Origin of the sequence: Haloferax prahovense DSM 18310, assembly GCF_000336815.1 — an archaeon.
GTDB lineage: Archaea > Halobacteriota > Halobacteria > Halobacteriales > Haloferacaceae > Haloferax > Haloferax prahovense.
On record NZ_AOLG01000056.1, the window covers coordinates 22218 to 47311 of the forward strand.

The following is a 25094-nucleotide window of genomic DNA, read 5'->3' on the forward strand; positions in this document are numbered from 1 at the left end:
GGGCGGTGCGCGCTCGTCCCGCGGCCGTCACCGAATCCACCGAAACAATGATTAACTACCATCAGAGAGGTAGGTCACATGTCGATACCAATTATCGACCCGCACATGCACATGGTGTCTCGCTCGACGAGCGACTACGAGCGCGCCCGGCTTGCGGGCGTGGAATGTTGCGTCGAACCCGCGTTCTGGAGCGGGACGGACAAGCAACACGCGGCGTCGTTCTTCGACTACTTCGAACAGATAATCGAGTTCGAGACCGACCGGGCGGAGCGGGCGGCGGGCATCGACCACTACGTCACCGTCGGCCTCGAACCGAAGGAGGCGAACTACCCCGAGATGGCGGAGGCGGTGATGGACGGGCTCCCCGAGTACCTCGACCGCGATCACGTCGTCGGGCTCGGCGAAATCGGCCTCGACCAGGGGACAGAAGCCGAGGAGTACGCGTTCAGACGACAGCTCAGAATGGCGGAAGAGCGCGAACTGCCGGTCATCATCCACACCCCGCACACCCAGAAGCCAGAGGGAACCGAGCGACTCGTCGAGATGATTCAGGACGAAGACGTGACCGAAGAGCGAATCGTCATCGACCACAACACCGAGAACACGGTCGATATCTCGCTGCAGACCGACTGTTGGCTCGGCTTCACCCTCTACCCCGGAAAGATAGACGCCGAGACGACCATCGACATCCTCGAGGAGTACGGCACCGACAAGATGCTGCTCAACAGCGCCGCCGACTGGGACCCGTCTGACCCGCTCGCGGTCCCGAAGGCCCGAGACAAGATGCTCGACCGCGGCTGGGACCGAGACGAGGTCCGGAAGGTCGTCTACGACAACCCCCGGGAGTTCTTCGGCCAGTCGCCGAACTTCCACTACGAGGTGTGACCGATGGAGTTTGGCTTCTCGATGAACGCGTTCCGGCAGCGAACGCTTACCGAAGGCGTCGAAGCAATCGCCGACGCCGGCTACGACGGCGTCGAAATCCTGCTTGACGACCCGCACCTGTTCCCGGGGACGGCCGACGGCGACGACCTCGAACGCGCTCGCTCGCTCCTCGACGACTGCGGCATCGACGTCAGCAACTGTAACGCCTTCATGCTCAGCGCCATCGAGCCCTCCGCGGAGAGTCGGGCGGCGACGTTCAACCGCGACACCGAGGCGTTCCACCACCCCTCGTTCGTCGAACTCGCGGCCGAGGACCGACAGGCGCGGGTCGACCACACGAAGAACGCGCTCGCCACCGCGGCCGCGCTCGGCTCGGAGAGCATCTCGATTCCGCCGGGCGGCCCGGTCCCGGAACGCATGTCGCGGGCGGACGCGCTCGACGCGTTCGTCTGGGGGCTCCGCGACGTCGCCGACGCCGCGGAGAAACTCGGCGTCGACGTGCTGGTCGAACCCGAACCGCACCTGCTCATCGAGACCTCCGAGGACTTCCTCGACCTCGTCGACCGCGTGGACTCTCCCCGAATCGGCTGTAACTTCGACGCGGGACACTTCTACTCGGTCGGCGAGGACCCGGTCGAACTGGTGGAGCCGCTCGCGCCCCACACGCCGCACTACCACCTCGAAGACATCCCGGGCGACCGCACCCACGAGCACACCCAACTCGGCGAGGGTGCGATGGACATCGACGGCTTCCTCGAAGCGGTCGAAGCGACCGGCTACGACGGCTACGTCACGGTCGAACTGTACCCCTACCAGGAGACCGCGGCGGAGACGGCCCGAACCGCGATGGAGTACCTCGAAGCCCATGGGTGGGCCTGACCGCGCGGGTCGGAAACGAGAGCCGGACCGACCGACGAACCGACGATGAACCGAACGAACGCGACCCCCTCGACCGGCGGTCTTCGACGCTCGCTCGCGAGTCTCGCCAGACTCGTCCGCGTTCCGAACCTGTTCACCGCGCCGCCCGACGTCATCCTCGGGGCGGTGTTGGTCAGCGGCGGCCGCCCGTCGGTTCCGCTCTCGTCGCTCGCCGGCGTCGCGCTCGCCTCGGTGCTGCTGTACGCGGCCGGCACGACGCTCAACGACTACGTCGACGCCGACGAGGACGCGCAGTTCCGTCCGGAGCGACCGATACCGTCGGGAGACGTGTCGCGCACGCGAGCTCGGAACCTCGGCGTCGCGCTCCTCTGTGCCGGCGTCGTCGTCGCCGCGGCCGCCGGGGGGCCGACCGCCGGCGTCGTCGCCGTCGTCCTCGGTTCGTTCATCGCACTCTACGACGGCGCGCTCAAGGGGACGCCGCTCGGCTTCGCGGCGATGGGCGGTTGCCGGGGAGCGAACGTCGCCCTCGGCATGGCGGTCGTGGCGGGAGCTCCCTCGTCGCTGTCGGCTCCGACGTGGGTCTACGTCGTGCCGGTCGTCGTCGCGCTCTACATCGCCGGCGTCACGTACATGGCCGAGCGGGAGACCGGCGCGGGCGACTCGGGGGCGGTGCTGGTCGGGATGGCCGGCGTCGGACTCGCCGTCGGGTCGGTGGTCGCGGCCGGCTCGGCCGTCGGCGTCGACTCGACTGACTCCGCGACGGTCGTCGTGGCCGGCGGACTACTCGTCTGGTTCGCGGCGTGGACCGGCCGCGACCTCCTGACCGCCTACGCCGACCCCCGGCCGGGCACCATCGGCCCCGCGGTCGGCACGTGCGTCCTCGCGCTCGTCGTGTTGAACGCGGCGGTCGCCGGGCTTCTGAGTCCCGCGTGGGGCGTCGTCGCGGCGGCGTTCGTCGCCCCCGCGGTCGGTCTCTCGTCCGCGTTCGACGTGTCGTGAACCGACGCGGCGCGTCGGTCCGTTGGCGCGTCGGGTTCCATCCCGAACGATTGGCAGTACCAAAACAATTATTCATGTGTGACTGTACCACGACGTATGGTACAGTTAGCCTTCTCTACGAACGCGTACACGCGTTTCGACCTGCCAGAGGCGATCAGGCGAATCGCCGACCACGGCTACGACGGGGTCGAGCTACTGGCGGACGTGCCGCACGCGTTTCTCGCCGACTTCGACGAGACCGACCGCGAGCGCGTCCTGACGGCGCTGGACGAGACGGGACTCTCCGTGTCGAACATCAACGCGAACACGACTTGCGGCTACTACGACGACGCGCCGCCGTCGGCGTTCTTCGACCCGACGCTCATCTCGGCCGACGAGGAAGACCGCCGGTGGCGCATCGAGTACACGAAGGCCGCCATCGACTTCGCCGCGCTGGTCGACGCGCCCGCGGCGTGCGTCGCCAGCGGGTCGTCGCTTCCCGGGACGCCGCCGAGCGAGGCTTACGAGTACCTGCTCGAATCGCTCGACGAACTCACGGCGTACGCCGAGGACGTCGGGGTCGACCTCGGCATCGAGTTCGAACCGGAACTCCTCGTCGAGTGCACCGAGGAGGTGTTGACGCTCATCGACGACGTGGGGAGCGACGCGCTCGGCGTCAACTTCGACGTCGGCCACTCGGCCGTCTACGGCGAGGACCCCGCCGAGAGCATCCGGCAGTGCGCCGGCCACATCACCGGTATCCACCTCGAAGACATCGAGGGCGGCCGTCGCGGGAAACACTACCACCTCATCCCCGGCGAGGGCGACATCGACTTCGAGCCCGTCTTCGGCGCGCTCGATGACATCGGCTACGACGGCTTCGCGACGTTCGAACTGTACACGTACCCCGACGAACCCGACGACGCGGCCCGGCGCGCGCGAGAAGAACTGGCCGAATACGCCCGCTGAAGCGCCGCGGTTCGGCAGGAATTCGCGGCGAGAAGCGCACCGAACACCGCCGCTGACGGCATCGATTCCCGCGAGCGACGTCGCGTGAGTGGCCTCGCGGTCCGCACGCTCGGAAACGGTTCTCAGATAATCGTTAACTATTTGCATGGAGCTTTCGATTCACACGCTGATTGCATGCTTTCCAGCGAGAGCGAGCTATCCCCATCCAGAGGTAGCGCGCGCACGAGACGTCAGTCTCCTGTCCGACGAGTCGAACAGACACCGCCGGCGGTCGCGTCCCGCCGAGGCGAGGCGAAGCGGCAGACCGCCGCTTCGCGCTCCGTTCGCGGAACCACTGCTCCATCGAACTCCGACCTGACCACCGCGTCATGAGACCGAGCATACCACGTCCGGGGCGGTCGACGGAACTCCGGAACACGCTCCCGGTCGTCGCGATGGCGGTCCTCTTGGTGCTCGGCTCGCTCGGTCTGGGCGCGGCTATCGCGCCGGTCGCCGCGGACGCCCACGGCGGGACGCTCACCCGGACAGTCGATGACACGACGCTCGCACCGGGCGAGTCCACCACCGTCACGGTCGAAGTGAACGCCTCCGAACGGGGGAACTTCACCGTGGTCGAAGAGCTGAGTCCGGGCTTCGAATCGGTCGAAATCGTCGACGCCGACGGCGCGGACTTCTCTGGCGTGCGGAACGCCGACGACGAACTGTTCGCCACCTACGGCGACCGCGAGAGCGTCACGCTCGTTTACGAGGTGACCGCGGCCGACGACGCGAACGCGACGACCCACGAACTCACCGGATACGGTGACTTCGGCCTCGAAGACATCCGGGCCTCGACGACCGGTGACGGTGAAATCAACGTCTCGACCGACGACGGCGCGAGCGTGGTCCGCTCGGTCGACGACGCGACCCTCGCGCCCGGCGAGTCGGCGACGGTCTGGGTCGCCGTCGAACGGGACGAGGCGGCGAACTTCACGCTCGTCGAGGAGTTCAGCCCCGCCTTCGGCTCGGTCGAAATCGTGGACGCCGACGGTGCGGACTTCTCGGGCGTCCGTGACGCCAACGACGAACTGTTCGCCACCTACGGCGACCGAAAGCTCGCCACACTCGTCTACGAGGTGACCGCGGCCGACGACGCGACGACCGGCACGGTCTACGAGCTCGACGGCTTCTCGGACGCGAACGGCTCGCAGTCGGCGACTGACGGGACCAGCGAACTCAGCGTGCAGGAGTCGAGCGATGACGACCTCGCGGCCGTCCGGTCGGTCGACGACGCGACCCTCGCGCCGGGTGAATCGACCACGGTCCGGGTCGCCTTCGACCGCGACCGGGCGACGAACTTCACGCTCGTCGAGGAGTTCAGTCCGGCGTTCGGCTCGGTCGAAATCGTCGACGCTGACGGCGCGGACTTCTCGGCCGTACGCGACGCCAACGACGAGCTGTTCGCCACCTACGGCGACCGCGAGTTGGCCACGCTCGTCTACGAGGTGACCGCTGACAACGACGCGACGGCCAGTACGGTCTACGAGTTCGACGGCTTCTCGGACGTGAACGGCTCGCAGTCGGCGACTGGCGGGACCAGCGAACTCAGCGTCCAGGCGTCGGACGACGATGACTCCGGCGCGGTTCGTTCGGTCGACGACGAGACGCTCGCCCCGGGCGAATCCACCACCGTCACGGTCGAGGTCGACCGGGACGAGGCGGCGAACTTCACGCTCATCGAGAAGTTCAATCCCGCGTTCGCGTCGGTCGAAATCGTCGATGACGACGGGGCTGACTTCTCGGGCGTGCGGAACGCTAACGACGAACTGTTCGCCACCTACGGCGACCGCGAGAGCGTCACCCTCCAGTACCGCGTGACCGCCGGTGACGACGTGGACGCCGGAACGGCCTATCAGTTCGACGGCTTCACCGACGTGAACGGCTCGGAGGTGACGACCGGCGGCACCGACGAACTCGACGTTCAGAGCGAGTCCGACGACGACAACTGGGACCTCACCCGGTCGGCCGACGACGCGACACTCGAACCCGGTGAATCGACCGTCGTCTCGGTGGAAATCACCGGCAGCGAGGCGACGAACTTCACCGTCATCGAGGAGTTCAACCCCGGATTCGCGTCGGTCGAAATCGTCGATGACGACGGGGCTGACTTCTCGGGCGTGCGGAACGCCAACGACGAACTGTTCGCGACCTACGGCGACCGCGAGAACGTCACCCTCCAGTACCGCGTGACCGCCGGTGAGGACATGGACGAGGACGCCTCGTACGAACTCAGCGGGTTCGCGCAGTTCGACGCCGACGACAAGGAGATGAGCGTCGACGGCCTCGAATCGCTCTCTGTCGGCGCTGACGGTGACAGCGGTGACGACGGGTCTTCCGACGACGGAGATGACGGAGACGACAGTAACGACGGCGACGGTGGTGACGACAACGACGGTGGCGATGGTGATGACAACGACGGCGACGACGGCGACGATGGTGATGACAACGACGGCGACGACGGCGACGATGGTGACGACAACGACGGCGACGACGGCGACGATGGCGACGGTGGTGACGACAACGACGATAGCAACGGAGACGACGACGGCGACGACTCGGACGACGGAACGACCGAGACGACGACCGCCGACCCCAACACGCCCGCGACGACCACGACTGACACGCCCGTTCCCGGGTTCGGTGTCTCGGTCGCGCTCGCCGCGCTCGTGATGGGCTCGGTCCTCCTCGCGCGCCGGCGAACGACCTAACGAGGCGACTCGTCTTCCCGCAACCTCGAACGTCCTCGAATCCCCTCCGCTCCCGCTTTCGGCTCTAACTCGGTCATTCAGAAGATTTAATATAACAACTCCCAAGTCGTAGTTCAGGGTCCATCATGACAGACTGGTCTAGGCGGCGGTTTCTACAGACAGGCGCAGCCCTCGGCATCGCCGGAACGCTCCCGCAGACGACGACGAACGTGTCCGCGGCGTCACCGGCGTTGGATAAGTTCGTGCAACCGCTTCCGGTTCCATCGGTCCGGGAACCGGACGGGCAGCGAGACGGCGCGGACGCCTACGAGATATCGGTTACCGAATTCAGCCAACAGCTCCATCCGGACCTCCCGGAGACGACGGTCTGGGGGTTCGACGGGTCGTATCCCGGCCCGACCATCGAGGCGGACGCCGGGAGTCCGGTCCACGTTCGCTTCGACAACAGCGAACTTCCGAGCGACCACCTGTTCACAGTCGACGAGCGAATCGGCGGCACCACCACGGAGAACCACGCCGGCTACGACGGTCCGGTCCCGGAAGTTCGGACCGTCACCCACTTCCACGGCCTCGAAATCGACCCCGCGAACGACGGGCAGTCCGACATGTGGACCTCCCCGAGCGGGGTCGAGGGGCCGCGGTTCGACTCGGAGTGGCAGGAGCTACCGATGGAGCAGGGTCGGACGACCTCGACGTACCACGACCACACGCTGGGCATCACCCGGCTCAACGCTTACGCCGGGCTCCTCGGCCTCTACTCGATTACGACCGACGCCGAGCGGGAACTCGGCCTCCCGTCCGGCGACTACGACATCCCGCTGTTGCTGCAGGACAAGGAGTTCAACGACGACGGCTCGCTGCACTACCCCGACGAGTTCGTCTCGGCGTTCCTCGGCGACACCGCCGTCGTCAACGGGGCCGTGTGGCCGTACGTCGAGGTCGAACCGCGGCGGTACCGCTTCCGCATCCTGAACGGCGCGAACCACCGGTCGTTCGACCTCCAGTTCGAGACCGACGGCGAGTCTGGCGTCCCGACGATGTACCAGTTCGCCCCCGGTCACGGCTTCCTCGAATCGGTCGTTCCCATCGGTCCGGGCGGCGACCTCGACTCGCTCTTGCTCACGCCCTTCGAGCGCGGCGAACTCATCGTCGACTTCTCCGACCACGCGGGCGAGACGCTCACGCTCACCAACGGGGCCGACATGGGCCCCGAGTTGACCGACCTCGTCCAGTTCCGCGTCTCGGACCCCGAGACGCCGCCTGAGGTCCCGAGCCCCGACCCGACGAACCTGTCGCTTCCCGCACCGACCTCGTACGACGAGAGCGACGCGCGGGTGACCCGCGAGATGACGCTGGGTACCACGGTCGACGTGGAAAACAACCTCATCACGCACACGCTGAACGGATACGTCTTCGGCGACGAGGACGCGCCCGTCTACCCGCAACTCGGGTCGACCGAGATATGGGAACTCCAGAACGAGTCGGGCGGGAGACACCCGATTCACCTGCATCTGGTCACCTTCAGGGTCATCGGCCGCGGCCCCGACGGAACGCAACCGCCGGACCCCAACGAGCTGGGGCCGAAAGACACCGTCCGCGTCGACCCTGACGAGCGCGTGCGGATAATCGCCAAGTTCGAGGGGTACACCGGGCAGTTCCCGTGGCATTGCCACATGCTCGAACACGAGGACAACAAGATGATGATTCCGTTCGTCGTCGAGAACCCCATCGCGGACTATGCGAACGAAAGCGACATCGTGGACGCGACGGGGCTGACGGACGCGGTCGGCGACTGGCGGAACGACGACCTCGAAACCGAGGTCCTCCTCGAAGTCATCGACCAGTGGCGAAGCGGCGACGAGGTCGCCTGACCCCGGTATCGCCGAGTTACTGCACCGGTTCGGCCGAGCGGTCCGAGAACCACCGACTCCGGACGACGTACGCGACGAGGACGACCGCGGTGGCGACGCCGATGATCGAGTACACGTCGACCTCGGTGAGCGACCGGGCGGCCTCGCCGAGATAGACCGCGAGCAGCGCTTCGATGGTGTACCGACCGCCGCGGCCGAGCACCGACGCCGCCAGATACGTCCGGAGGTCGAGGTCGAACACGCCCGACCCGATAGAGAGTAGTTCGTACCCCTCGGGAATCGGCGCGAACGCCCCGAACGCGACCGTCACGAACCCGGAGCGCTCGAAGTATCGCTCGACCTTGTGAACCCGCTCGCCGGCGAACCGCGAGTCCAGCGCGCGCCGGCCACCCTTCTTCCCCATGAGGAAGCCGACCAGCCCCGCCGACACCGACCCGACGGTCGCGACGGCCGCGTACAGGAGCGCGAACTCGGGGTTCGCCGCCGACAGCGGGACGAGCACCAAGTCCGGCGGGACAGGGAGCAAAAAGAATTCCAGGAACGCCACGAGCAGCAGCCCCGGCGCGCCGAGCGAGGCGAAAAACGCGGTCGATAGTTCGACAGTCTCCAGTACGTCTAGCATCGTCGTCTCTACGCAGCCGCTACTGTCAGTAATAAGTATCGCTGTTCGTGAATCTCGACTCCGCGAGCGGAGGGTTGCGAAACGAAGAGTCGCCGCGGGTGCAAAGCGGCGGGTTCGGTGGTGGTTCGCGGGTCGCGTCAGGTCGGTTGGTTCGTGAGTCGCGTCAGGCTATCGGCTGTCGGCTATCGGGTCAGTCGAGGGCTTCGGCCATCTTCTCGATGGGGTGCGGCGGGCGGGACTCGCCGGGTCTGTCGCCGAGTTGGGAGCGACACGACGCGCCGGGTGCCGTGACGACGTCGCCGGGGCTCTCGTCGACCTGACCGAACAGGATTTCGCCGATGCCCTTCGAGAGTTCGTAGTGCTCTTCTTCGTAGCCGAACGACCCGGCCATCCCGCAGCAACTGGAGTCGAGCGGGTCGACGGCGTAACCGGAGCGACGGAGGACGCCCACCGCGTGGTGGTCCTTGTTCGTCGCCTTCTGGTTGCAGTGGCCGTGGTACGTCAGCGTCTCGGCGGGGGCGTCGAAGTCGAGGTGGTCGTCGGCGCGCGCGACGTCGAGGTACTCCATGATGCCGTAGGCCGACCCCGAGACGAGTTCGACGCCCGTCCCGTCGAGGAGGTCGAGGTACTCGTCTTGGAACATCACCGCGTCGGAGGGCTCGACGAAGACGACCGACCAACCGTCGTCGATGTAGGGGCGGAGCCGCCCGACGTTGTGCTGCGCTCGGTCGCGGGCCGTGTCGAGCATCCCCATCGAGAACGCGGCGCGGCCGCTCGCTTCGAGGTCACTCGGAATCCGCACGTGGACGTTCGCGGCTTCGAGGACCTCCACGGCGGCCTTGCCGGGTTCGGGGTAGTTGTAGTTGGTGTAGGTGTCGGGGAAGAGAAGCACCTTCCCTCGGGCGTCGGCGGGCGACACGGACGACCCGCCCCGAGCCTCGAACCACTCCTCGAGCGACTCGCTGCTGAAGCTCGGAAGCTCGCGCTCGCTGGAGATACCGAGGACCTTCTCCATCACGAGTCGGCTCCCCGGAAGCTCCGCGGCGGCGTTCGAAAGCGGGGCGAGTTTGCTCCCGATTTTCGACAGGGTGTCGATGTTGCCGAACACCCGCGAGCGGAGGCTGGTGCCTTCCTTCTGGTGGTACTGGTGTTTCACCTCGGACTTCAGCTTCGCCATGTCGACGCCGGTCGGGCAGTCACTCTTACAGCCCTTACAGCCGACACAGAGGTCCAACACCTCGGTCTGGAAGCGCTCGGAGTACAGTTCGTCCTCGGGGAGTTCGCCCGAGATGGCGGCCCGAAGCATGTTCGCGCGTCCGCGAGTCGTCTGGACTTCCTCCTTCGAGGCGCGGTAAGTCGGGCACATGGTGTTCGAGTCGGTCTGCCGGCAGGTGCCACAGCCGTTACAGAGCTCGACGAGGTGCGAGAAGCCGCCCTCGTCGTCGAAGTCGATGGCGGTCTGTGGCTCGACGGACTGGTAGTCCGGGCCGTACCGGAGGTTCTCGCGCATGTCCGCGCCGACGCCGCGGTCGCTGTCCGGTCCCGGGTCTGAGGGACCGTCTCGGTAGACGACGTTCCCGGGGTTGAACATCCAGTCGGGGTCGAACGCCGTTTTCAGCTCCTTGAACGCGCCCCAGAGTTCGGGGCCGTACATCTTCGGATTGAACTCGGTTCGGGCCATCCCGTCGCCGTGCTCACCGGAGAACGCGCCGTGGTGCTCGACGACGAGGTCGGTCACGTCGTCGGTGATGGAGTGCATCTTTTCGATGCTCTCGTTCTCTTTGAGATTCAGAATCGGGCGGATGTGGAGCGTTCCCGACCCGGCGTGGGCGAAGTACGCGGCGGAGGTGCCGTGGTCTTCCAGCACCTCCTCGAACTTCTGGACGTACTCCGCGAGTTCCTCGGGCGGGACGGTCGCGTCCTCGATGAACGGGTACGGTTTCGGGTCGCCTTCGAGGCTCATCAACAGCGGAATCGCCGCCTTGCGGAGCTTCCACAGTCGGCCCTGGCTCTCTTCGGAGTAGGCTTCGAGCACGTCGAACGCCGCGCCCGAGTCGACGAAGTGGGCGTTCGTGTCGGCGACTGCGGCTTCGAAGTCGTCGACGAGTTCGTCGTCCCACTCCAGCATCAGCGCCGCTTTCGCCCCTTCGGGGATGGGTTCGGCGTACTCGGCGTAGCCCTCCGACTCGCGGGCGAGTCGGAACACCTCGTCGTCCATGAGTTCGACGGCGCTGACTGGGAATTCGAGTGCCTCCGGGACGGCCTCCATCGCGTCCACGAGGTCGTCGAAGCAGTACAGCGCGAGCGCCGTCTCGTCCGGCTTGGTAACGAGCGAGACGGTGGCCTCGACGATGACGCCGAGGGTCCCCTCCGCACCGACGAACAGCTTCGAGAGGTTGATGACCTCCTCGCCGTCGTCGTTCTCGTAGATGACCTTCTGGAGGTTATACCCCGACACCGAGCGCTTGAGCGACGGATACTTGTTCTCTATTTCCCCCTCGTGGTTCTCGACGAGTTCCCGAACCGTCCGGTAGATGTTCGCCTCTAAGTCGTCTTGGGCGAGGATGGATTCGTGCTCGTCGCTGTCGAGGACGACTTCGCGGGTGTGTACCAGCGAGCCGTCGGCCAGAATCACCTGCAACTCCTCGGTGTAGGCGTCGGTGATGCCGTAGCGGACCGAGTGCGCGCCCGTGGAGTTGTTGCCGATGCCGCCGCCGACGGTCGAGCGATTCGACGAGGCGGGGTCCGGCGCGAACTTCAGTCCATGTTCCGCGAGCGCGGCGTCGAGGTGGTCCTGGACGCACCCCGGTTGGACGGTCACGCGCTTCGCTGACGGGTCGATATCAACGATATCGTCCATGTACTTCGTGAAGTCGATGACGACGCAGCCCCGTCCGACGGTCTGGCCGCCCAACGAGGAACCCGTTCCGCGTGGCAGAACGGGGACGCCGTGGCTCGTCGCGGTCTCGACGGCGGCGCGGACGTCGTCTACGTCCCTCGGCAAGACGACCCCCGCGGGTCGCGCCTGATAGATACTGCCGTCGGTCGCGTACAGCACCTGCGCGTACTCGTCGAACTTCACCTCTCCGTCGACGCGGGAGCGTAACTCCGTCGCCAACGCCGAATACTCCGCGGCGTCCGGCCGGTCGAGGTCTAACGTCGTCGCCGATGTCTCTCTTCCCCGAGGGGAGTCGAGCGTGTCTTCGACTGCCATCATCATTGATACACATACGCACGGATTAAATGCTCTGGTGTTGCGACACGTCTCCGCCCCCGAACGGTCCGTCGCGACCGACGTGGGGATTTATATTCACGTCCTCGGTACGTAACGACATTCATGGTCAGGTCACCGAACTGGAATCAAACTGACGTGGCACGCGCTGTCCCGACAGCATCGGAAACGGAGGTCGACCAACTACTCGCGAGCCTCCAGCGACTGACCGGTATTGGCGTGTGGTCGTACGACGTCTCGAGCGAGGAACTGTGGTGGAGCGACGAGGCAAAGCGGATACACGGCTTCGACGCGTCGGCGACGCCAACCGTCTCGGACGTCGTCGAACAGTACGCCGAAGGCGACCAAGACGAGGTGCTCGCCTACCTCGCGGACGCAATCGAACACGGCGAGTCTTTCTCCGTCGACGTGCGGTACGCGAGCGAGCGGACGACCGAGCGGTCGATACGGCTGGCCTGTGAACCGCTGGTCGAAGACGGTCGGACAGTCGACCTCCACGGCGTCGTACAGGACATGACCGACACCAAGCGTCAGGAACAGCGCATCGAGATTCTCCGACGGACGAGCCAGGAACTTCGGAACGCGAGTTCGAAGGCGGAAGTCGCCGAGATACTCGCCGACGCGGCGAAGAACGTCCTCGGCCTCGTCAACACGACCGTTCGGCTGGTCGACGAGAACCGGAGCATGCTCCAGACTATCGAGGCGACGGAGGAGTGTCTGGAACGCGCCGGCGACCGACCGAACTACTCGGTCAGCGAGGACACGCCGGCGGCACGGACGTACCGGACGGGTGAACCGGTCATCCACGCGAACCACGAGCACACCGAAGACGACCACAGCCGGGGGGCCCTCCAGTCCGGGCTGTACGTTCCCATCGGAAGCCACGGCGTGCTCAGCGCCGGCGACGTCGTCGTCAACGCGTTCGAAGAGCACGACCTCGAAGCCGCGAGTCTCCTCGGCCAACTCGGCGCGGAGGCAATCACGCGCATCGGCTGGGTGAAACGGTCGCGGGCGATTTGACGCACACTGGACGCTCTCCTCGTCACGAAGTTCGACGCTGCCAGAGGCGAACCGTGAGTTCGCGACGCGCTGTTTGTTCCCGGAGTAGTCGGATAGAAACATATCCGAATTGACAGGGCTGGCTCGCCAGTTCAGCTGATTTACATTATGGCAACAGTTATCAACCATCAACATAATAGTTGAGGCATGATTGAGAACGTGACCGGGCGACGGCTCAAGACGACCCAAGCCTCGTTGGAGATTCTCAGCCTCATTTTGGAACACGACGGCCTCACGCTCGCCGAACTGGACTCCATGGTCGACAGTTCGAAGAGCTCCATCTGCAGTCACCTCAACACGCTCTTGGAGAGCCGATACTTGGTCAAGCGCGACGGCGTGTACCACGTCAGCTTCAGGGTGGCGCTGTTGGGCGAACGCGCTCGACACCGCTATCCGAACGACGAGGTCGTCGAGCGGGTCGTCGACGAACTGGCTCGCGCGACCGACCAAGAGGCGAACTTCACGATTTTCGAACACGGTCGGCTGCTCATGTGTTACGGGTCGTCGACCGAGGAGGGGAGAGACGCGAACGGCACGCGGTATCGGTCAGAGTATCACCTGCACAACACGGCCGCGGGGAAGGCCATCCTGGCGGAACTGGACCGCGACGAGGTCGAGTCGATAATCGACTACTGGGGCCTGCCGCGGGAGTCGGAGGGCACGATTACGAACCCCGACCAACTGTTCGACGCGCTGGACGAAATCGCGACCCAGAAGTATGCCGTCGTCGACGAGGAGTTCGCGCCGAACCTCATCGCCATCGGTGCGCCGGTCCACGACGGTGACGGGCGCATCGTCGGCGGGCTCAGCGTCGGCGGACCGAAGTATCAGGTGGACATGACGCGACTCGAACGCGAGTTCGCCGACAAGCTACTGAACGCCGTCGAGTCGCTGGAATCGACGCTCGCGTGACCGACACCGTCTCGCGGATCTCACGGGGTACCGAAGCTTTCGCTCGCGGTCGAGTCGGACGTCGCGCGAAAAGGACAGACGCGGTTGGTTGGACTTGTCTGGGTGGCTGACTGACCGGGTGCGTTAGTCGTCTGTCCCGACTGCCATCGCGCGCTCGACGATGTCGGTGCCGTACATCTCTTCGAGCGCGTCGTGTTGGTCCGGGCGGTGCTCGTACACGTCTTGGAACAGGGCGACGGGCGTCATCGCGGCCTGATAGGTCGCCTCGTCCCACATGCGGTCCTTGGCGATGTCGACTTCGACGCCGTCGATGACGAGCGTCGTCGCTTGCGTCATCGCAATCGCGCCCTTGCCGGCTTCCTTGGCCGCCTCGAACTCCTCCATGGAGTCGACGATGTCGTCCATGCTCGGGACGTAGGTGGTCAGGTCGAGGAGCTCCTCGTGGAGTTCCTCGCCGTCGAGTTCCTGTTCTTCGCCGTCGACGCGGAGCACGTAGCTGTCGTCGCCGACCTGTTCGAGCGAGAGTTCGTCGCCGTCGTACACCTCGGCCCCGTCCTCGGACGCGAGTTCGATTTCGTCGTCGTCGAGTTCGAGGAGCCAACTGCCGGTCTTCGGCGGCAGGGGTGCCTCGTTGGCGGTGACGACCTGTCCGGGCGTGAGCGCCCAGATGCCCGTCATCCCCATGGCGCGGTTCTCGACCATGCGCTCGCGGTAGCCTTCGACGTCGCGGATGTCGTCGTAGGGGCCGTCGACGGCGATGCAGTTGGCGGCGCTCGCGCCGCGGGAGGTGTTGTGTCGCAGTTCGGCCCACGCCGGAAGCTCGCCGGTCGGCGTCATGGCGCGCATGTCCTTCGTGTAGTCGACCTGCCCGTCGACGAGGAGGAACAGCCGTTCGAGGTTGTTGGACGGCTTACCCTTCTCCGCGCGGAGGTCGCTCATCGCGAGTTCGGCTTCACCGCTCTCGATGATGACCGACATCGACAGGCTTCCCTCTTCGAGGCCGTGTTCGTTCTCGATGATGGTGAAGAACTCGTCGGCCTTCTTCCAGTCGTCGAGGTCGCCGACCTCGGGGATGACGAAGCCGTCGATGTGCTCGACCGCACCGTTTTCTGGGTCGGTGATTTCGAGCATCTGCTTGAAGCCCTCGTAGCGAGTCGAGGGGTCGTCGCGGTGCCACACGACGCGGGGGTGAATCTCGCCGGGGAAGTCGGCTCCGTGCTCGGAGACGACCTCGACGAGGTTCTGGACGCCCTCGGCCCGCATCGACGGCGCGGTGGCGTCTTCGTTGTCCGGAATCCAGGTGTCGGGGGCCTGCATCCCCCGCAGTTGTGCCGCGCTCTGCAACATCTTCGCCGAGTTCTCGCCGCCGACCGCCGTCGGCGAGGTGAAGAACGTACGTACGAACTCTCGTTCGTAGTTTCTGTCGCTACTCATATCGACAGTGGAAACGTCTCTTCCGAAACATATTAAATATTTAGACTCGCCCAATCGGAGGCTTGCGATTCGACGGTCGCCGGCGGTTCAGATATCGGAAGTCATCTCGCTGACCGAGGTCGGCGAACGTCTCCACCGATGGAGAGATGCTCCGGATATCACTAACTTACATTATGTAAATGACTGCAATGTCATGTGTTCACATTATACAGATATGTGGAATTAAATCGGGTTGTGTTACAGGCATAGCTCTGTAATTCTAGTTGGGGGTCACCCACAACAACACGCGACGTTCGGATTATGTAAATGAGCTCGCCGCCTCTCAGTTCTCACGGTCCTCTCGATATCGGAAATTCGTGAGCGTCGACCGTCGTCCGACAGCGCCCCGAAGTCCTTTCGTGTTCGACTCGGTTCGACGAGTTCGGATGGACACCGTGGTCGGTTATATCAGATAGTAATAATAGTTTGAATACTAGTATTTACTTGGTGGCTCTCTTTTCACTCATTACGTCCTGTTGTGTAGTTATTTATGAACGTTACCCGAGAAAAATTTTGCATTCTCTTGTTGATTTCGTTTAGAAATTCTAAGATAGGTGAGTTTGTACCGGTTCAGGTGGGCGGAGGTGTTCCTGAGAGATATCTACACTCCCGCGTTATACGCGGCTTACCGCTGGTATTGATGGAATCTGTATTGGCACCTTCATCTCAGCGACCGACAAATAAATTAGTATTAAGAACATTCGATAAAATCATCTAATAACTGATAATTCTGGTTCGCCGCAATCGCGGCGTCCGCGCGTGGCTGCAGCGCCGTTCGGCCGCGGCCGGCCGGGGCTTTCGAGCCGTCGGTTACCACTCGTACGCTCGGTGAATCTGCCGGGCTTCCTCGTTCAGCACCGGGCCGACTACCTCGGTGACGCCGTCGAGAATCGCCGCCGACCGGACGCCGGGGCTCGAACCCGTGAACTCTCCGATTTCGTCGCCGCTGACGCCGTACACGACGCGCGCGAAGCCGGCGGTCGCCATCCCGCCGGCGCACATCGGGCAGGGCTCCGTGCTGGTGTACATCACCGTCTCCGCCCGCTCGTCGGGGTCGTACTCTCGGCATGCCCGATAGGCGAGCTGTAACTCGGGGTGCCGACGAATGTCAGACTCCGTCACGATGCGGTTCGAGTCGCGCATGACGACCTCGTCGTCGCGGACGAGGACGGAGCCGAACGGTTCGTCGCCGCGGGCGGCGGCCTCGCGGGCGAGTTCGAAACTCTCGCGCATGTGCGCCTCGTGGTCGAAGTCGTCGAGGTGAGTCGTCACGTCGCCTACGGTCTCCACGCCGAGCTGCTTAAATCGAACGACGACCGCGCCCTCGCGCGGTTACTCAATTGCCGTCCGTCGGTTGCGCATCGCTCCTCCGCAGTCCGGGCAGCGTAGCGGGTTGTGTTCGGTGAGGACGATACCGCCACACTCGAAGCATTCGTACGTTCCTTCCTCGCCGGGGGTGGATTCGACATCTCTCATGGTTCGCGAGCGCCGGTCGTGTCCCGGACGCTCTGCCCATGCGTAATAGGTGTACAAGGGAATATGAGGTAGTTACACACCAAACCAGTCGAGAGAATACCGGCTAGATAACGAACCTACCCGCCTCTTCCGGTGGCGGAACCGGAGTGCTCGTCGAACAGCGTCGCGAACAGTTTCCGCTGGACGGTCCGCACGTGTTTGTAGAACGCCGGCGGGGAGATACCGAGTGTCGCGGCGACGTCTTCGCCCGTGTTCTCCCGTGGCGATTCGAAGTAGCCGCTGTAGTAGGCCGTCTGGAGCACCTCGAGCTGTCGCTCTGTCAGCTTGTCGAGGAACCGCGAGAAGAGGTCGCGCTCGGTCGAGCGGTCGAGCGTCTGTTTGGTGCGGAGTTCGACGCCGGCGAACGCTTCGTCGACGAGGTGCGTGACGTTCCGAACGTCGATGCTCTCGGGGACGTCGACGACGAGCGTCGTCTCCTCGGGGGTCGCTCGCACCTCGCCGAGGACGGCACCGTGGTCCGCAAGCTCCGGTGCGAGAAACGGCTGGGTCAAGCGTAGGCGCAGGACGCCGGCGTCCCCGTCGGTGCTTATCCGTCGTACGTCGGCGACGGCGACCAGTTCGTCGGCCGCGGCCGCGACGGATTCGACCGCCCCGTCTTCGACGGTGACGAACACGTAGTTTCCTTCGGCGGACTGTTGGACCCCTCCACGGTAGGTGAGCGTGCACCCCGCGTCGCGGGCGAGTCGCGAGAGGACGAACGTGGGGTCGTCGACGGCGAACCCGACGCGGGTGACGGCCGTGGTGAGCAGTGCGTTCTTCCGTTCGAGGGCGCTCAGCGCCGACGCGATGGTCTCGCCGAGTTCGGCCAAGACGGCGGTCGCCGTCTCGTCGAAGGCGTCGTGCGTCGTCGCGTACACCGTCAACACGCCGTGCGAGAGGTCGTTATAGACGAGCGGGATGCTGAGCACCGACAGGTAGTCTCGGGTGAGCGCGCCCTTCCGCCAGGGTTCGTCCCGGAAACCGGACGCGACGTTGGGAACGGTAGTCACCTCTCCGGTCGCCGCCGTGCGTCCCGCCGGTTCGACCGACGACGCCGCGACTTCGAACGTCGTGCTGTCGAGATAGCCCCGTTCGTCGCCGGCCCACGCGCGGGGCTCGACAGTCTCGCCGATGGGGTCGACGGAACCGACCCACGCGAACGCGAACCGGTCGGCGGCGGTCAGTAGCTCGCAGACGGTGTAGTCTATCTCTTCGCGCGTCTGGGCTCCGACGAGCGCTTGGTCGATTTCGCGGATGGTCTCGTTGATTCGGTTTAGCTCGGTGAGCCGGTCGTTCTGTCGCTGGAGCGTCCGGTCTTGTTCGCGGAGTCGGGATTCGCGCGTGACGCGGTCGAGCGCCGCCTCGGCGGTCACCGCGAGCAGGTCGGTCAGTTCCCGCGCCACCGCGTCGAAGGCTCCGACCTCGGTCGAGCCGGCGACGAACACGCCGTGGTCTCCGAGTGGGACGTACGCGACGCTCCGGAGACCGGTCACGGAGTTCTCCAACCGGTCGGCCTCGTGCACGTCGTCGAAGTACAGCGCACTGTCCTCGACGAAACTGTGGCTCGGGAGCGTCTCCCCGTCCGCGGGCACTGTCGGGAGCGGGCCGTGGGCCTCGCGCATCGCCGGCGAGTACGCCGCCGGTCTGAGCGCGTTGGCGTCGGCGTCGAAGAGGTAGACGGCGCTCGCATCGAGCGCGAGCACGCCGGGCGTATCGTCGACGACGCGCTGGGCGATTTGTCGGTGAGTCCCCGTGTAGAGGAACTCGCGAGCCGTCTCGTGGAGCGTCGTCAGCGCGTCCTCGCGCTGCTTGCGCTTCGTGATGTCGCGGCAACTGAAAAGCAGCGTTCCGTCCCGAATCGAGACCTCACGGACGTTGACGAGAAGGGTGTGCTCGCGGCCGGCCTTGTCGGTCACCGTACTCTCGATGTTTTTCAGGACGCCGCGCTCCGCGAGTTCGTCGCGGTCGAAGAGGTCCTCCCCCAGCAGTTCGTCGATGGGGACCCGTTCGCGCAACTCGTCTGCGGTGTAGCCGAAGATGAAGTGGACGTTTGGACAGACGTAGGTGTAGGCCCCCGACTCGTCGGTGATGAGGACCGTATCGGTCATGTTGTTGAGCGTGACGCGGTGGAGTTCCTCGGAGCGGCGGAGGTCTCGTTCGAGGGACACCCGCGCTGTGATGTCGATACCCTCGACCACGACCGACGCGACCTCCCCACGCTCGTCGGTCACGGGGCGGACCGATAGCTCGACGATGCGTCGTCTTCCGGTCTCCGACGGCTGTGGGACCACCGCGTTCCCGGCCGTCCCTCCGAGCGCGTCCTCGACGAGCCGTCGCACGTCGTCGCTCGTCGGGTCGTCTCCGTTCGACCACCACGGAAGTGACCAGAAGGCCCCGCCGACGAGCGGGTCGACGGGCGCGTCGAGGAACTCCCGCGCCGTCCGGTTCGCCCGAGTCAGCGACCCCTCTCCGTCGAGCACCCACGTCGCCGTCCGTTCGTCGTCGAACATCGCGTCGAACTGCCTGGCGCGTTCGCGCTCGCCGGCCGACTGTCGCGCCGACCGGAGCGCCCGTCCGGTCCGCGCGAGGAGTGTTTCGACGTCCGGCGAGTCTGCGTCAAGCGCGACGTAGTCAGTCGCGCCCGCACCGAGGACCTCGCTAGCGAGGACGTCGCTCCCGCCGTCCGCGGCGACGACCACTGGAAGGGTCGCGACCGTCGAGCGAACGTCTGTGAGGAGGTCGACGACGGTCGCGTCCGCGAGGTCGGCGTCGACGACGACGCAGTCGACCTCGTCCGCTTCGACTGCGCGGAGTGCCGCCGCCTTCGTCTCGGCTTTCAGTACGGTGACGCCGGGTCGCGAATCGAGTCCCTCGGCGAACCGCGTCACCCAGTCGCTCTCGCCGACGACCAGCACGCTGCCAGAATCGGAGACACCGGACATGGCTAGAGACCAAACCCCCGTTGACAAAGGCGTTCGCTATCTTACCATCGCAACCTTGAGTAATTTAGATACCCTCGATTTTCCAAGTTCATCAGATTATGTGGATATTTTGAATATTCTAGATTTGTCAGGGAATGTGGGTTCTTCCAACTACGCAGGTTGTCCGCGGTCGCTCTCTCCTGTGCACCACGTGGAGTAGCCGGGTTGCTCAAACTATGTGCGTGTCTTCGACTATTCAACTAATCCAGATAATTTAGATTGCTCACACGTCGTCACCACCGCACGTTACCGACCTCACAGAGATTCTACGCGAGATGTGGATTATTCAGATAACCACGAGAATCTAAGCGACCCACACGACTCGGGTTCGGTGCATATGTGGATAACTGGAACTACGCGGGTAGCCTCGATAACGACGACTTTTCCACTAGCTGGAGCTCTCAGTACTGCGGTTACGGTGCTCTTTTGACCGTGTCTCTCCGTCGGATGCAAGTGAGACAGCCCGTCTTCGACCGCTCCGAGGGTCGAACCAGACACAGTAAATAATCCACCTAATCTAAATTTCTCGGAGTGTGATGCTGTTCTGGGTCGTGCTTCTCGACGGCCATCTTCGCAGTACCGGCATTGTTAGGATACTGTGAGTATCTTGACGAACCTCCATTACCAGAAGAACCCAGAAAATCTGAATTATCTGAAATATCTGGGTCACCTGAATAGTTCAATTAATATCAAATACGCCGCGTCAGTTCTCCGGCGCGGGGAGTCTGAGTTCGACCGTCGACCCGCCCTCGGCGCGGTCCAAGATAGACACCTCGCCGTCGAACTGCGTGACGAACCAGTGGACGGTCCACAGCCCCATTCCGCTTCCGTGCGTCAGGGGGGNCGGTCCAAGATAGACACCTCGCCGTCGAACTGCGTGACGAACCAGTGGACGGTCCACAGCCCCATTCCGCTTCCGTGCGTCAGGGGGGTCTCTTTCCCGCGTTTCAGAATCTCCCGCTCGGTCTGCGGGATACCGGGGCCGTTGTCCTCGACCGCGATTGCGACCCGCTCGCCTGAGAGGCGTCGCGACCAGACCGCGACGACGGGGCGGTCCCTGTCGTTGTGGACGATGGCGTTCTGTACGAGTTCGTCGAGCGCGAGGTACAGCGAGTGCGTGCTCGCGAGCACGGTCTGTTCGCTCGGTCCGATTTGAACCTCCGCCTCGGGGTGCTTCCGTTCGTACGTCCGTTTGAGATCGGCGAAGACGTCGCTGACGCCGACCGGGTGTCTGTCCGTGCTCCCCTCCACGGCGTTCTCGAACTGCCGGGCTTTCTCGCCGGTCGACACGAGGCTGTCGGCGTTCTCGATGATTCGGTCCGTCTTCGAGACCATCGCCTCCGTCGAGAATCGGCTCGCCGCGGCGACCAGCGTGTCGAGCGTCCGCAGTTCCGAATCGATACCTCTGGTCGTCTCGCTGAGTTTCGCCAGCGTCTCGTGCAACCGCTCGTAGTCGTCTTCGTCTATCGACGGGCTGTCGAGCGCTTCGAGGTCCCGTTTCAGCTCGCTCGCGTACCCGCTGACGACGTTGAGGTTGTTCCGAAGGTTGTGGCGAAGCACTCGGTTCAACACCATGAGCCGCTCTTCGCGCTCTTTCCTGTCCGAGATGTCGCGCACCGCGCCGCGGACGTTGGCGCCGCTGTCAGTCGGCTCACCGCGAACTTGCACCCATCGCGTTCGCCCCGTGGCCGTTACTACCCGCATTTCGACGTCAAAGGGGTCGCCGTTGACCCGCGCACTCTCGATGGCCTCGTCGATGACAGCGCGGTCGTCCTCGTGAAAGAAGTCCCCGAGTCCGTCGAGCGTCACCTCCGCGTCGGACGGGATATCGACCAGCCGTTTGGTCCCATCAGTCAGTCGTAGCTCGCCGGTCTCGTAGTCGACCTCCCATCCGCCGATGTCGGCCAGTTGTTCGGTGCGTTCGAGGCGGTCGCGGTTCCGCTCTAACTCCTGTCGGTACTCGTAGGTCTCGGTGACGTCTCGGACGATTTTCGTGAAGCCTCTGAGCTCCCCGTCGTCGCCGCTCAGCGCGCGGACGATTACGTGCGCGAGGATGCGCGACCCGTCCTTCCGGACCCGCCACCCGCGTTCCTCGTAGCTTCCCTCGGACTCGGCGATTGAGAGCACCGTCTCGGGAGACTCGCCGTCCCCGTCGGTGGGATAAAAGACAGACAGGTGACGACCGATAATCTCGTCTCGCTCGTAGCCCTTTATCCGTCTCGCACCCTCGTTCCACGTCGCCACGAACCCGTCCGCATCGAGGAGAAATATCGCGTATTCGGTCACCTCCTGAAAGAACTCTCGAAGAATGAGGTCGGACTCGATGTGTTCGAACAGTTCGCTCCGCTCACATGACATTACTGGTTGAGTACCGTCCACATGCTGATAAACTGCTCGGCGATTCGGACGGCGAACGGACGAGAGAGCGTCGCTGCTCGGGCGGTGAGTCACCCGTCAACGAACCGACCGACGAGCGTCGTCTCGGCGACGAACGCCAGATAGCCAGCGAGCGCGACCGACCCGACGACGGGAATCGCCGGCACGACGACCGACGAGCCGAGGAACACCGAGACGCCGACGACGGCGAGGGCGAGCGTCACAAGTCCAACCGCGAGCGACAGCGAGAGCGCCGACACCAGGAGCAGGACGAGGTACTCGCGCGCTCGGTCGCCCGCGCGGTCGCCTTCTGTCCGGGCGTAGCCGGCGGCGGCACCGACGCACGCGGCCGCGACGATTCCGGCACCGCCATTGAGACTGTAGTTCGTCTGCGTCGCCAGAAGATACCACGAGTAGACGACGAAGCCGAACACCCCGACCAGCACGCCGGTACAGCCGCCCGCGGCCCCGCCGACGAGTCGGTTTCGCCGCTTTCGGTACCACCCCGCCTCGGCGCGGTAGGCGAGGAGCGACGCGCCCGCGAAGACCGAAAGCGCCGTGAGCGTCGGGAGGACGAAGTACGGGACCGTGAACAGACGCTCGTCGAGGACCAACTGAAACACAGCGGTCGGGACGATAGCCAGCGCCCAGCCGACGAACAGCGCCCCGACGAAAACGACCCGCTTGCGGTGTGCCGACGCCGACGCGGCCGATCGTCCACTCGTCACCCAGCGATAGCCGCCGAAGCCGCCGACGAGGAGGCCGAGTGGGGCGGCGAACTGAATCGAGACCACCCAGTCGGGTGGGAACGCGACACCCGTCGTCGCGCGGTAGTAGTTCCGAAGGAATCGGCCGAGCGTGTCGAGGACGAACGCTTGGACGAGTCCCCACTGGAAGGCGCAGAGCCACGCCTGCCTTCGGGTTGCGGAGCTAGTGGAGGGCGACATGTCCCGGCCATCTCACCCGCGAAGGGAGTAGCTATCGGTCCGCTCGGGTTTCGAACGCCCCCGTCGTCCAGAAGTATTTAGCCGTCGGCCCCCCGACACGCAGTCGAACTCCCTGTCAGAGTGCTCCCAGTATGACTCGCCCTCCACTCCGACCCAACCGACGTACACTCGCCGTGTTCGTGCTCGTCGCCGTCGCGCTCCCCGCGGTCCTCTGGACGACGGGCGGCGCGATAGGCGACGCGAGCCCCTCGGTCGACGCGAACGTAACCGAGCGCTACCGCGCAACCGACGCGCTCACCGGAACGCAGACGGTCGAGATTCGAACCGATGGAACGGTCACGTCTCGCACCGTCGCCGACGTGACGCTCGTCCCGGAGACGGAACGGAAGCGCGTTCACTTTCGGAACGCGGCGAACCGACAGTACGACCGGCAGGTCTCGAACGGCTCGACGCTCTGGCTTCACGACACTGACCGGGACACCGTGACCGCCATCGAGCTGACGGGCCCACCGACCGAGTCGCGGACGGCCGAGCGACTCCAACTCCTCGTCGCGGCCGCGGGGCTGACCGACGACGCCGGTCGCCCGCAGTCAATCGGCGTGTCGCCGCTACCCGTCGTACCGCGACATGCCGGTGCCGCCCCGCAGGCTGACGCGAATCACAGCTACGTCGTCGAATTCGTCGAGACCGACACCGTCGACGGGCGCGAGGCGTACGTCATCGATATCGCGCCCGAGGCGAATCGAAGCGAGGCGGGCTACCACCAGCGGCTGTGGCTCGACGCCGAGCGGTTCTACCCGCTTCGCAAACAGACGTCGTGGACGGCAGACGGGTCCCGACGCTCTGTGACGACCACGTACACGAACGTCACGTTCGATGCAGCCGTGTCGGCGGACGCGTTCCGGCCGGAAATCGGTGCGAACACGACCGTCGAGCGACCGAACACGCCGAACACGGAGTGGTTCCGGAGCAGGGCCGACCTGGAAGCGCGGAGTTCGGTTTCGGTCCCCGAGCCGACGGTCCCGCCCGCGTTCGAACTGGTCTACGCCACGCGGACCACCGGTCGCATCGACGGGGTCGGACTCCGCTACGCCGCCGGCGGCCGCGAACTCACGGTCGCGAAGTTCAACTACACGCTGGACATCGACGCCGACGAGCGCGACGCGACGGTGGGCGGCCGGCCGGCGACTATCGACTACGGTCCGACCACCTCGGTGTCGTGGAACTGCGACGGCTACGGCTACACCGTTCGCGGGACCGGCGTCGAGACGGACCGCCTCGTCGAAGTCGGTCGCTCGGTCGGCTGTCCCGCCTGAAACCGCGCGAGTTTCTGGGTCAGAAACTGGCCCCCTTTTTATATTATCTCCCGGCGCATCGGTTGAACTGCGATGGGCCCCGCCGAACCGACACCGTACTGCCCTCCCGAGCAGTACCGTTCTGTGCCCTCTGACAGCACTCCGGCACCCATCGCGGTCATCGCTGACGCGACAGTCCCTCCACAGCATCGCCGTACTGCCTCGCAGTATCCCCGCGCTAACCCGCAGCCCCACCGTGCTATCCCGACAGCCCCATCGTACACCCGTCCCGAATCGGTCGCCGCGACCAACAGGGGTGGAAACCCATGGGCCTATTAGTCCGACGAGCAGTC

18 protein-coding genes are annotated in these 25094 nt (G+C 65.0%); 9 read left to right on the forward strand and 9 right to left on the reverse strand.

Translation table 11 applies throughout. The features are described from left to right. Positions 1-105 precede the first annotated feature (105 nt). From C457_RS17490 to C457_RS17515, 6 genes are all read left to right on the forward strand, one after another. A complete protein-coding gene (locus C457_RS17490; RefSeq protein ID WP_008096746.1) occupies positions 106-885 on the forward strand; it encodes a TatD family hydrolase in 780 nt (259 codons plus the stop codon). A 3-nt stretch (positions 886-888) separates the two neighbouring features. Beyond that, positions 889-1764 carry a sugar phosphate isomerase/epimerase family protein gene (locus C457_RS17495; RefSeq protein WP_008096747.1) on the forward strand — a complete coding sequence of 292 codons (876 nt, stop codon included), beginning with the start codon at positions 889-891 and terminating at the stop codon, positions 1762-1764. Positions 1765-1809: 45 nt separating this feature from the next. Beyond that, positions 1810-2763, forward strand: a complete 954-nt coding sequence (locus C457_RS17500) for a UbiA family prenyltransferase (protein WP_008096748.1) — start codon at positions 1810-1812, stop codon at positions 2761-2763. A 96-nt stretch (positions 2764-2859) separates the two neighbouring features. Beyond that, positions 2860-3711 carry a sugar phosphate isomerase/epimerase family protein gene (locus C457_RS17505; RefSeq protein WP_008096749.1) on the forward strand — a complete coding sequence of 284 codons (852 nt, stop codon included), beginning with the start codon at positions 2860-2862 and terminating at the stop codon, positions 3709-3711. A 434-nt stretch (positions 3712-4145) separates the two neighbouring features. Continuing rightward, positions 4146-6458, forward strand: coding sequence for a PGF-CTERM sorting domain-containing protein (locus C457_RS17510; protein WP_449271580.1), 2313 nt, complete (start codon positions 4146-4148; stop codon positions 6456-6458). A 209-nt stretch (positions 6459-6667) separates the two neighbouring features. Then, the gene (locus tag C457_RS17515) at positions 6668-8329 is read left to right on the forward strand and encodes a multicopper oxidase domain-containing protein (protein ID WP_049913715.1); all 1662 of its coding nucleotides are present in this window, start codon (positions 6668-6670) and stop codon (positions 8327-8329) included. Between the two features lie 16 nt (positions 8330-8345). Here the strand turns inward: C457_RS17515 and C457_RS17520 are convergent, their stop codons facing one another. After that, a complete protein-coding gene (locus tag C457_RS17520) occupies positions 8346-8951 on the reverse strand; it encodes a YqaA family protein (protein ID WP_004971785.1) in 606 nt (201 codons plus the stop codon). A 190-nt stretch (positions 8952-9141) separates the two neighbouring features. Next, positions 9142-12165: an FAD-binding and (Fe-S)-binding domain-containing protein gene (locus C457_RS17525; RefSeq protein ID WP_049913697.1), complete on the reverse strand. Its 3024-nt coding sequence runs from the start codon at positions 12163-12165 to the stop codon at positions 9142-9144. A 156-nt stretch (positions 12166-12321) separates the two neighbouring features. On the opposite strand from C457_RS17525, the gene C457_RS17530 reads away from it, so the two are divergent. Further along, positions 12322-13203, forward strand: coding sequence for a GAF domain-containing protein (locus C457_RS17530; RefSeq protein WP_008096755.1), 882 nt, complete (start codon positions 12322-12324; stop codon positions 13201-13203). A 186-nt stretch (positions 13204-13389) separates the two neighbouring features. Then, positions 13390-14154 (forward strand): IclR family transcriptional regulator, encoded by a 765-nt coding sequence (locus tag C457_RS17535; RefSeq protein ID WP_008096757.1) that lies wholly within the window; start codon positions 13390-13392, stop codon positions 14152-14154. A gap of 123 nt (positions 14155-14277) precedes the next feature. Here C457_RS17535 and aceB read toward each other — a convergent pair whose 3' ends face one another. The 7 genes from aceB to C457_RS17560 form a co-directional block, all read right to left on the reverse strand. Further along, a complete protein-coding gene (aceB, locus tag C457_RS17540; protein WP_008096759.1) occupies positions 14278-15588 on the reverse strand; it encodes a malate synthase AceB in 1311 nt (436 codons plus the stop codon). 849 nt (positions 15589-16437) lie between these two features. After that, a complete protein-coding gene (locus C457_RS17545; RefSeq protein WP_222114937.1) occupies positions 16438-16899 on the reverse strand; it encodes a nucleoside deaminase in 462 nt (153 codons plus the stop codon). 60 nt (positions 16900-16959) lie between these two features. Continuing rightward, on the reverse strand, positions 16960-17103 hold the full coding sequence (locus C457_RS20255; protein WP_004971811.1) for a rubrerythrin-like domain-containing protein: 144 nt from the start codon (positions 17101-17103) through the stop codon (positions 16960-16962). A gap of 116 nt (positions 17104-17219) precedes the next feature. Continuing rightward, positions 17220-20084, reverse strand: coding sequence for a bacterio-opsin activator domain-containing protein (locus C457_RS17550; protein WP_008096763.1), 2865 nt, complete (start codon positions 20082-20084; stop codon positions 17220-17222). A 742-nt stretch (positions 20085-20826) separates the two neighbouring features. Then, a complete protein-coding gene (locus C457_RS20985) occupies positions 20827-20943 on the reverse strand; it encodes an ATP-binding protein (protein ID WP_008096764.1) in 117 nt (38 codons plus the stop codon). A gap of 14 nt (positions 20944-20957) precedes the next feature. Continuing rightward, positions 20958-22481, reverse strand: a complete 1524-nt coding sequence (locus tag C457_RS17555) for a PAS domain-containing sensor histidine kinase (protein WP_008096765.1) — start codon at positions 22479-22481, stop codon at positions 20958-20960. Positions 22482-22570: 89 nt separating this feature from the next. Next, positions 22571-23446 carry a hypothetical protein gene (locus tag C457_RS17560; RefSeq protein WP_008096766.1) on the reverse strand — a complete coding sequence of 292 codons (876 nt, stop codon included), beginning with the start codon at positions 23444-23446 and terminating at the stop codon, positions 22571-22573. A gap of 131 nt (positions 23447-23577) precedes the next feature. Here C457_RS17560 and C457_RS17565 point away from each other — a divergent pair, with 131 nt between their 5' ends. Further along, positions 23578-24762, forward strand: coding sequence for a LolA family protein (locus C457_RS17565; RefSeq protein WP_049913698.1), 1185 nt, complete (start codon positions 23578-23580; stop codon positions 24760-24762). Positions 24763-25094 lie beyond the last annotated feature (332 nt).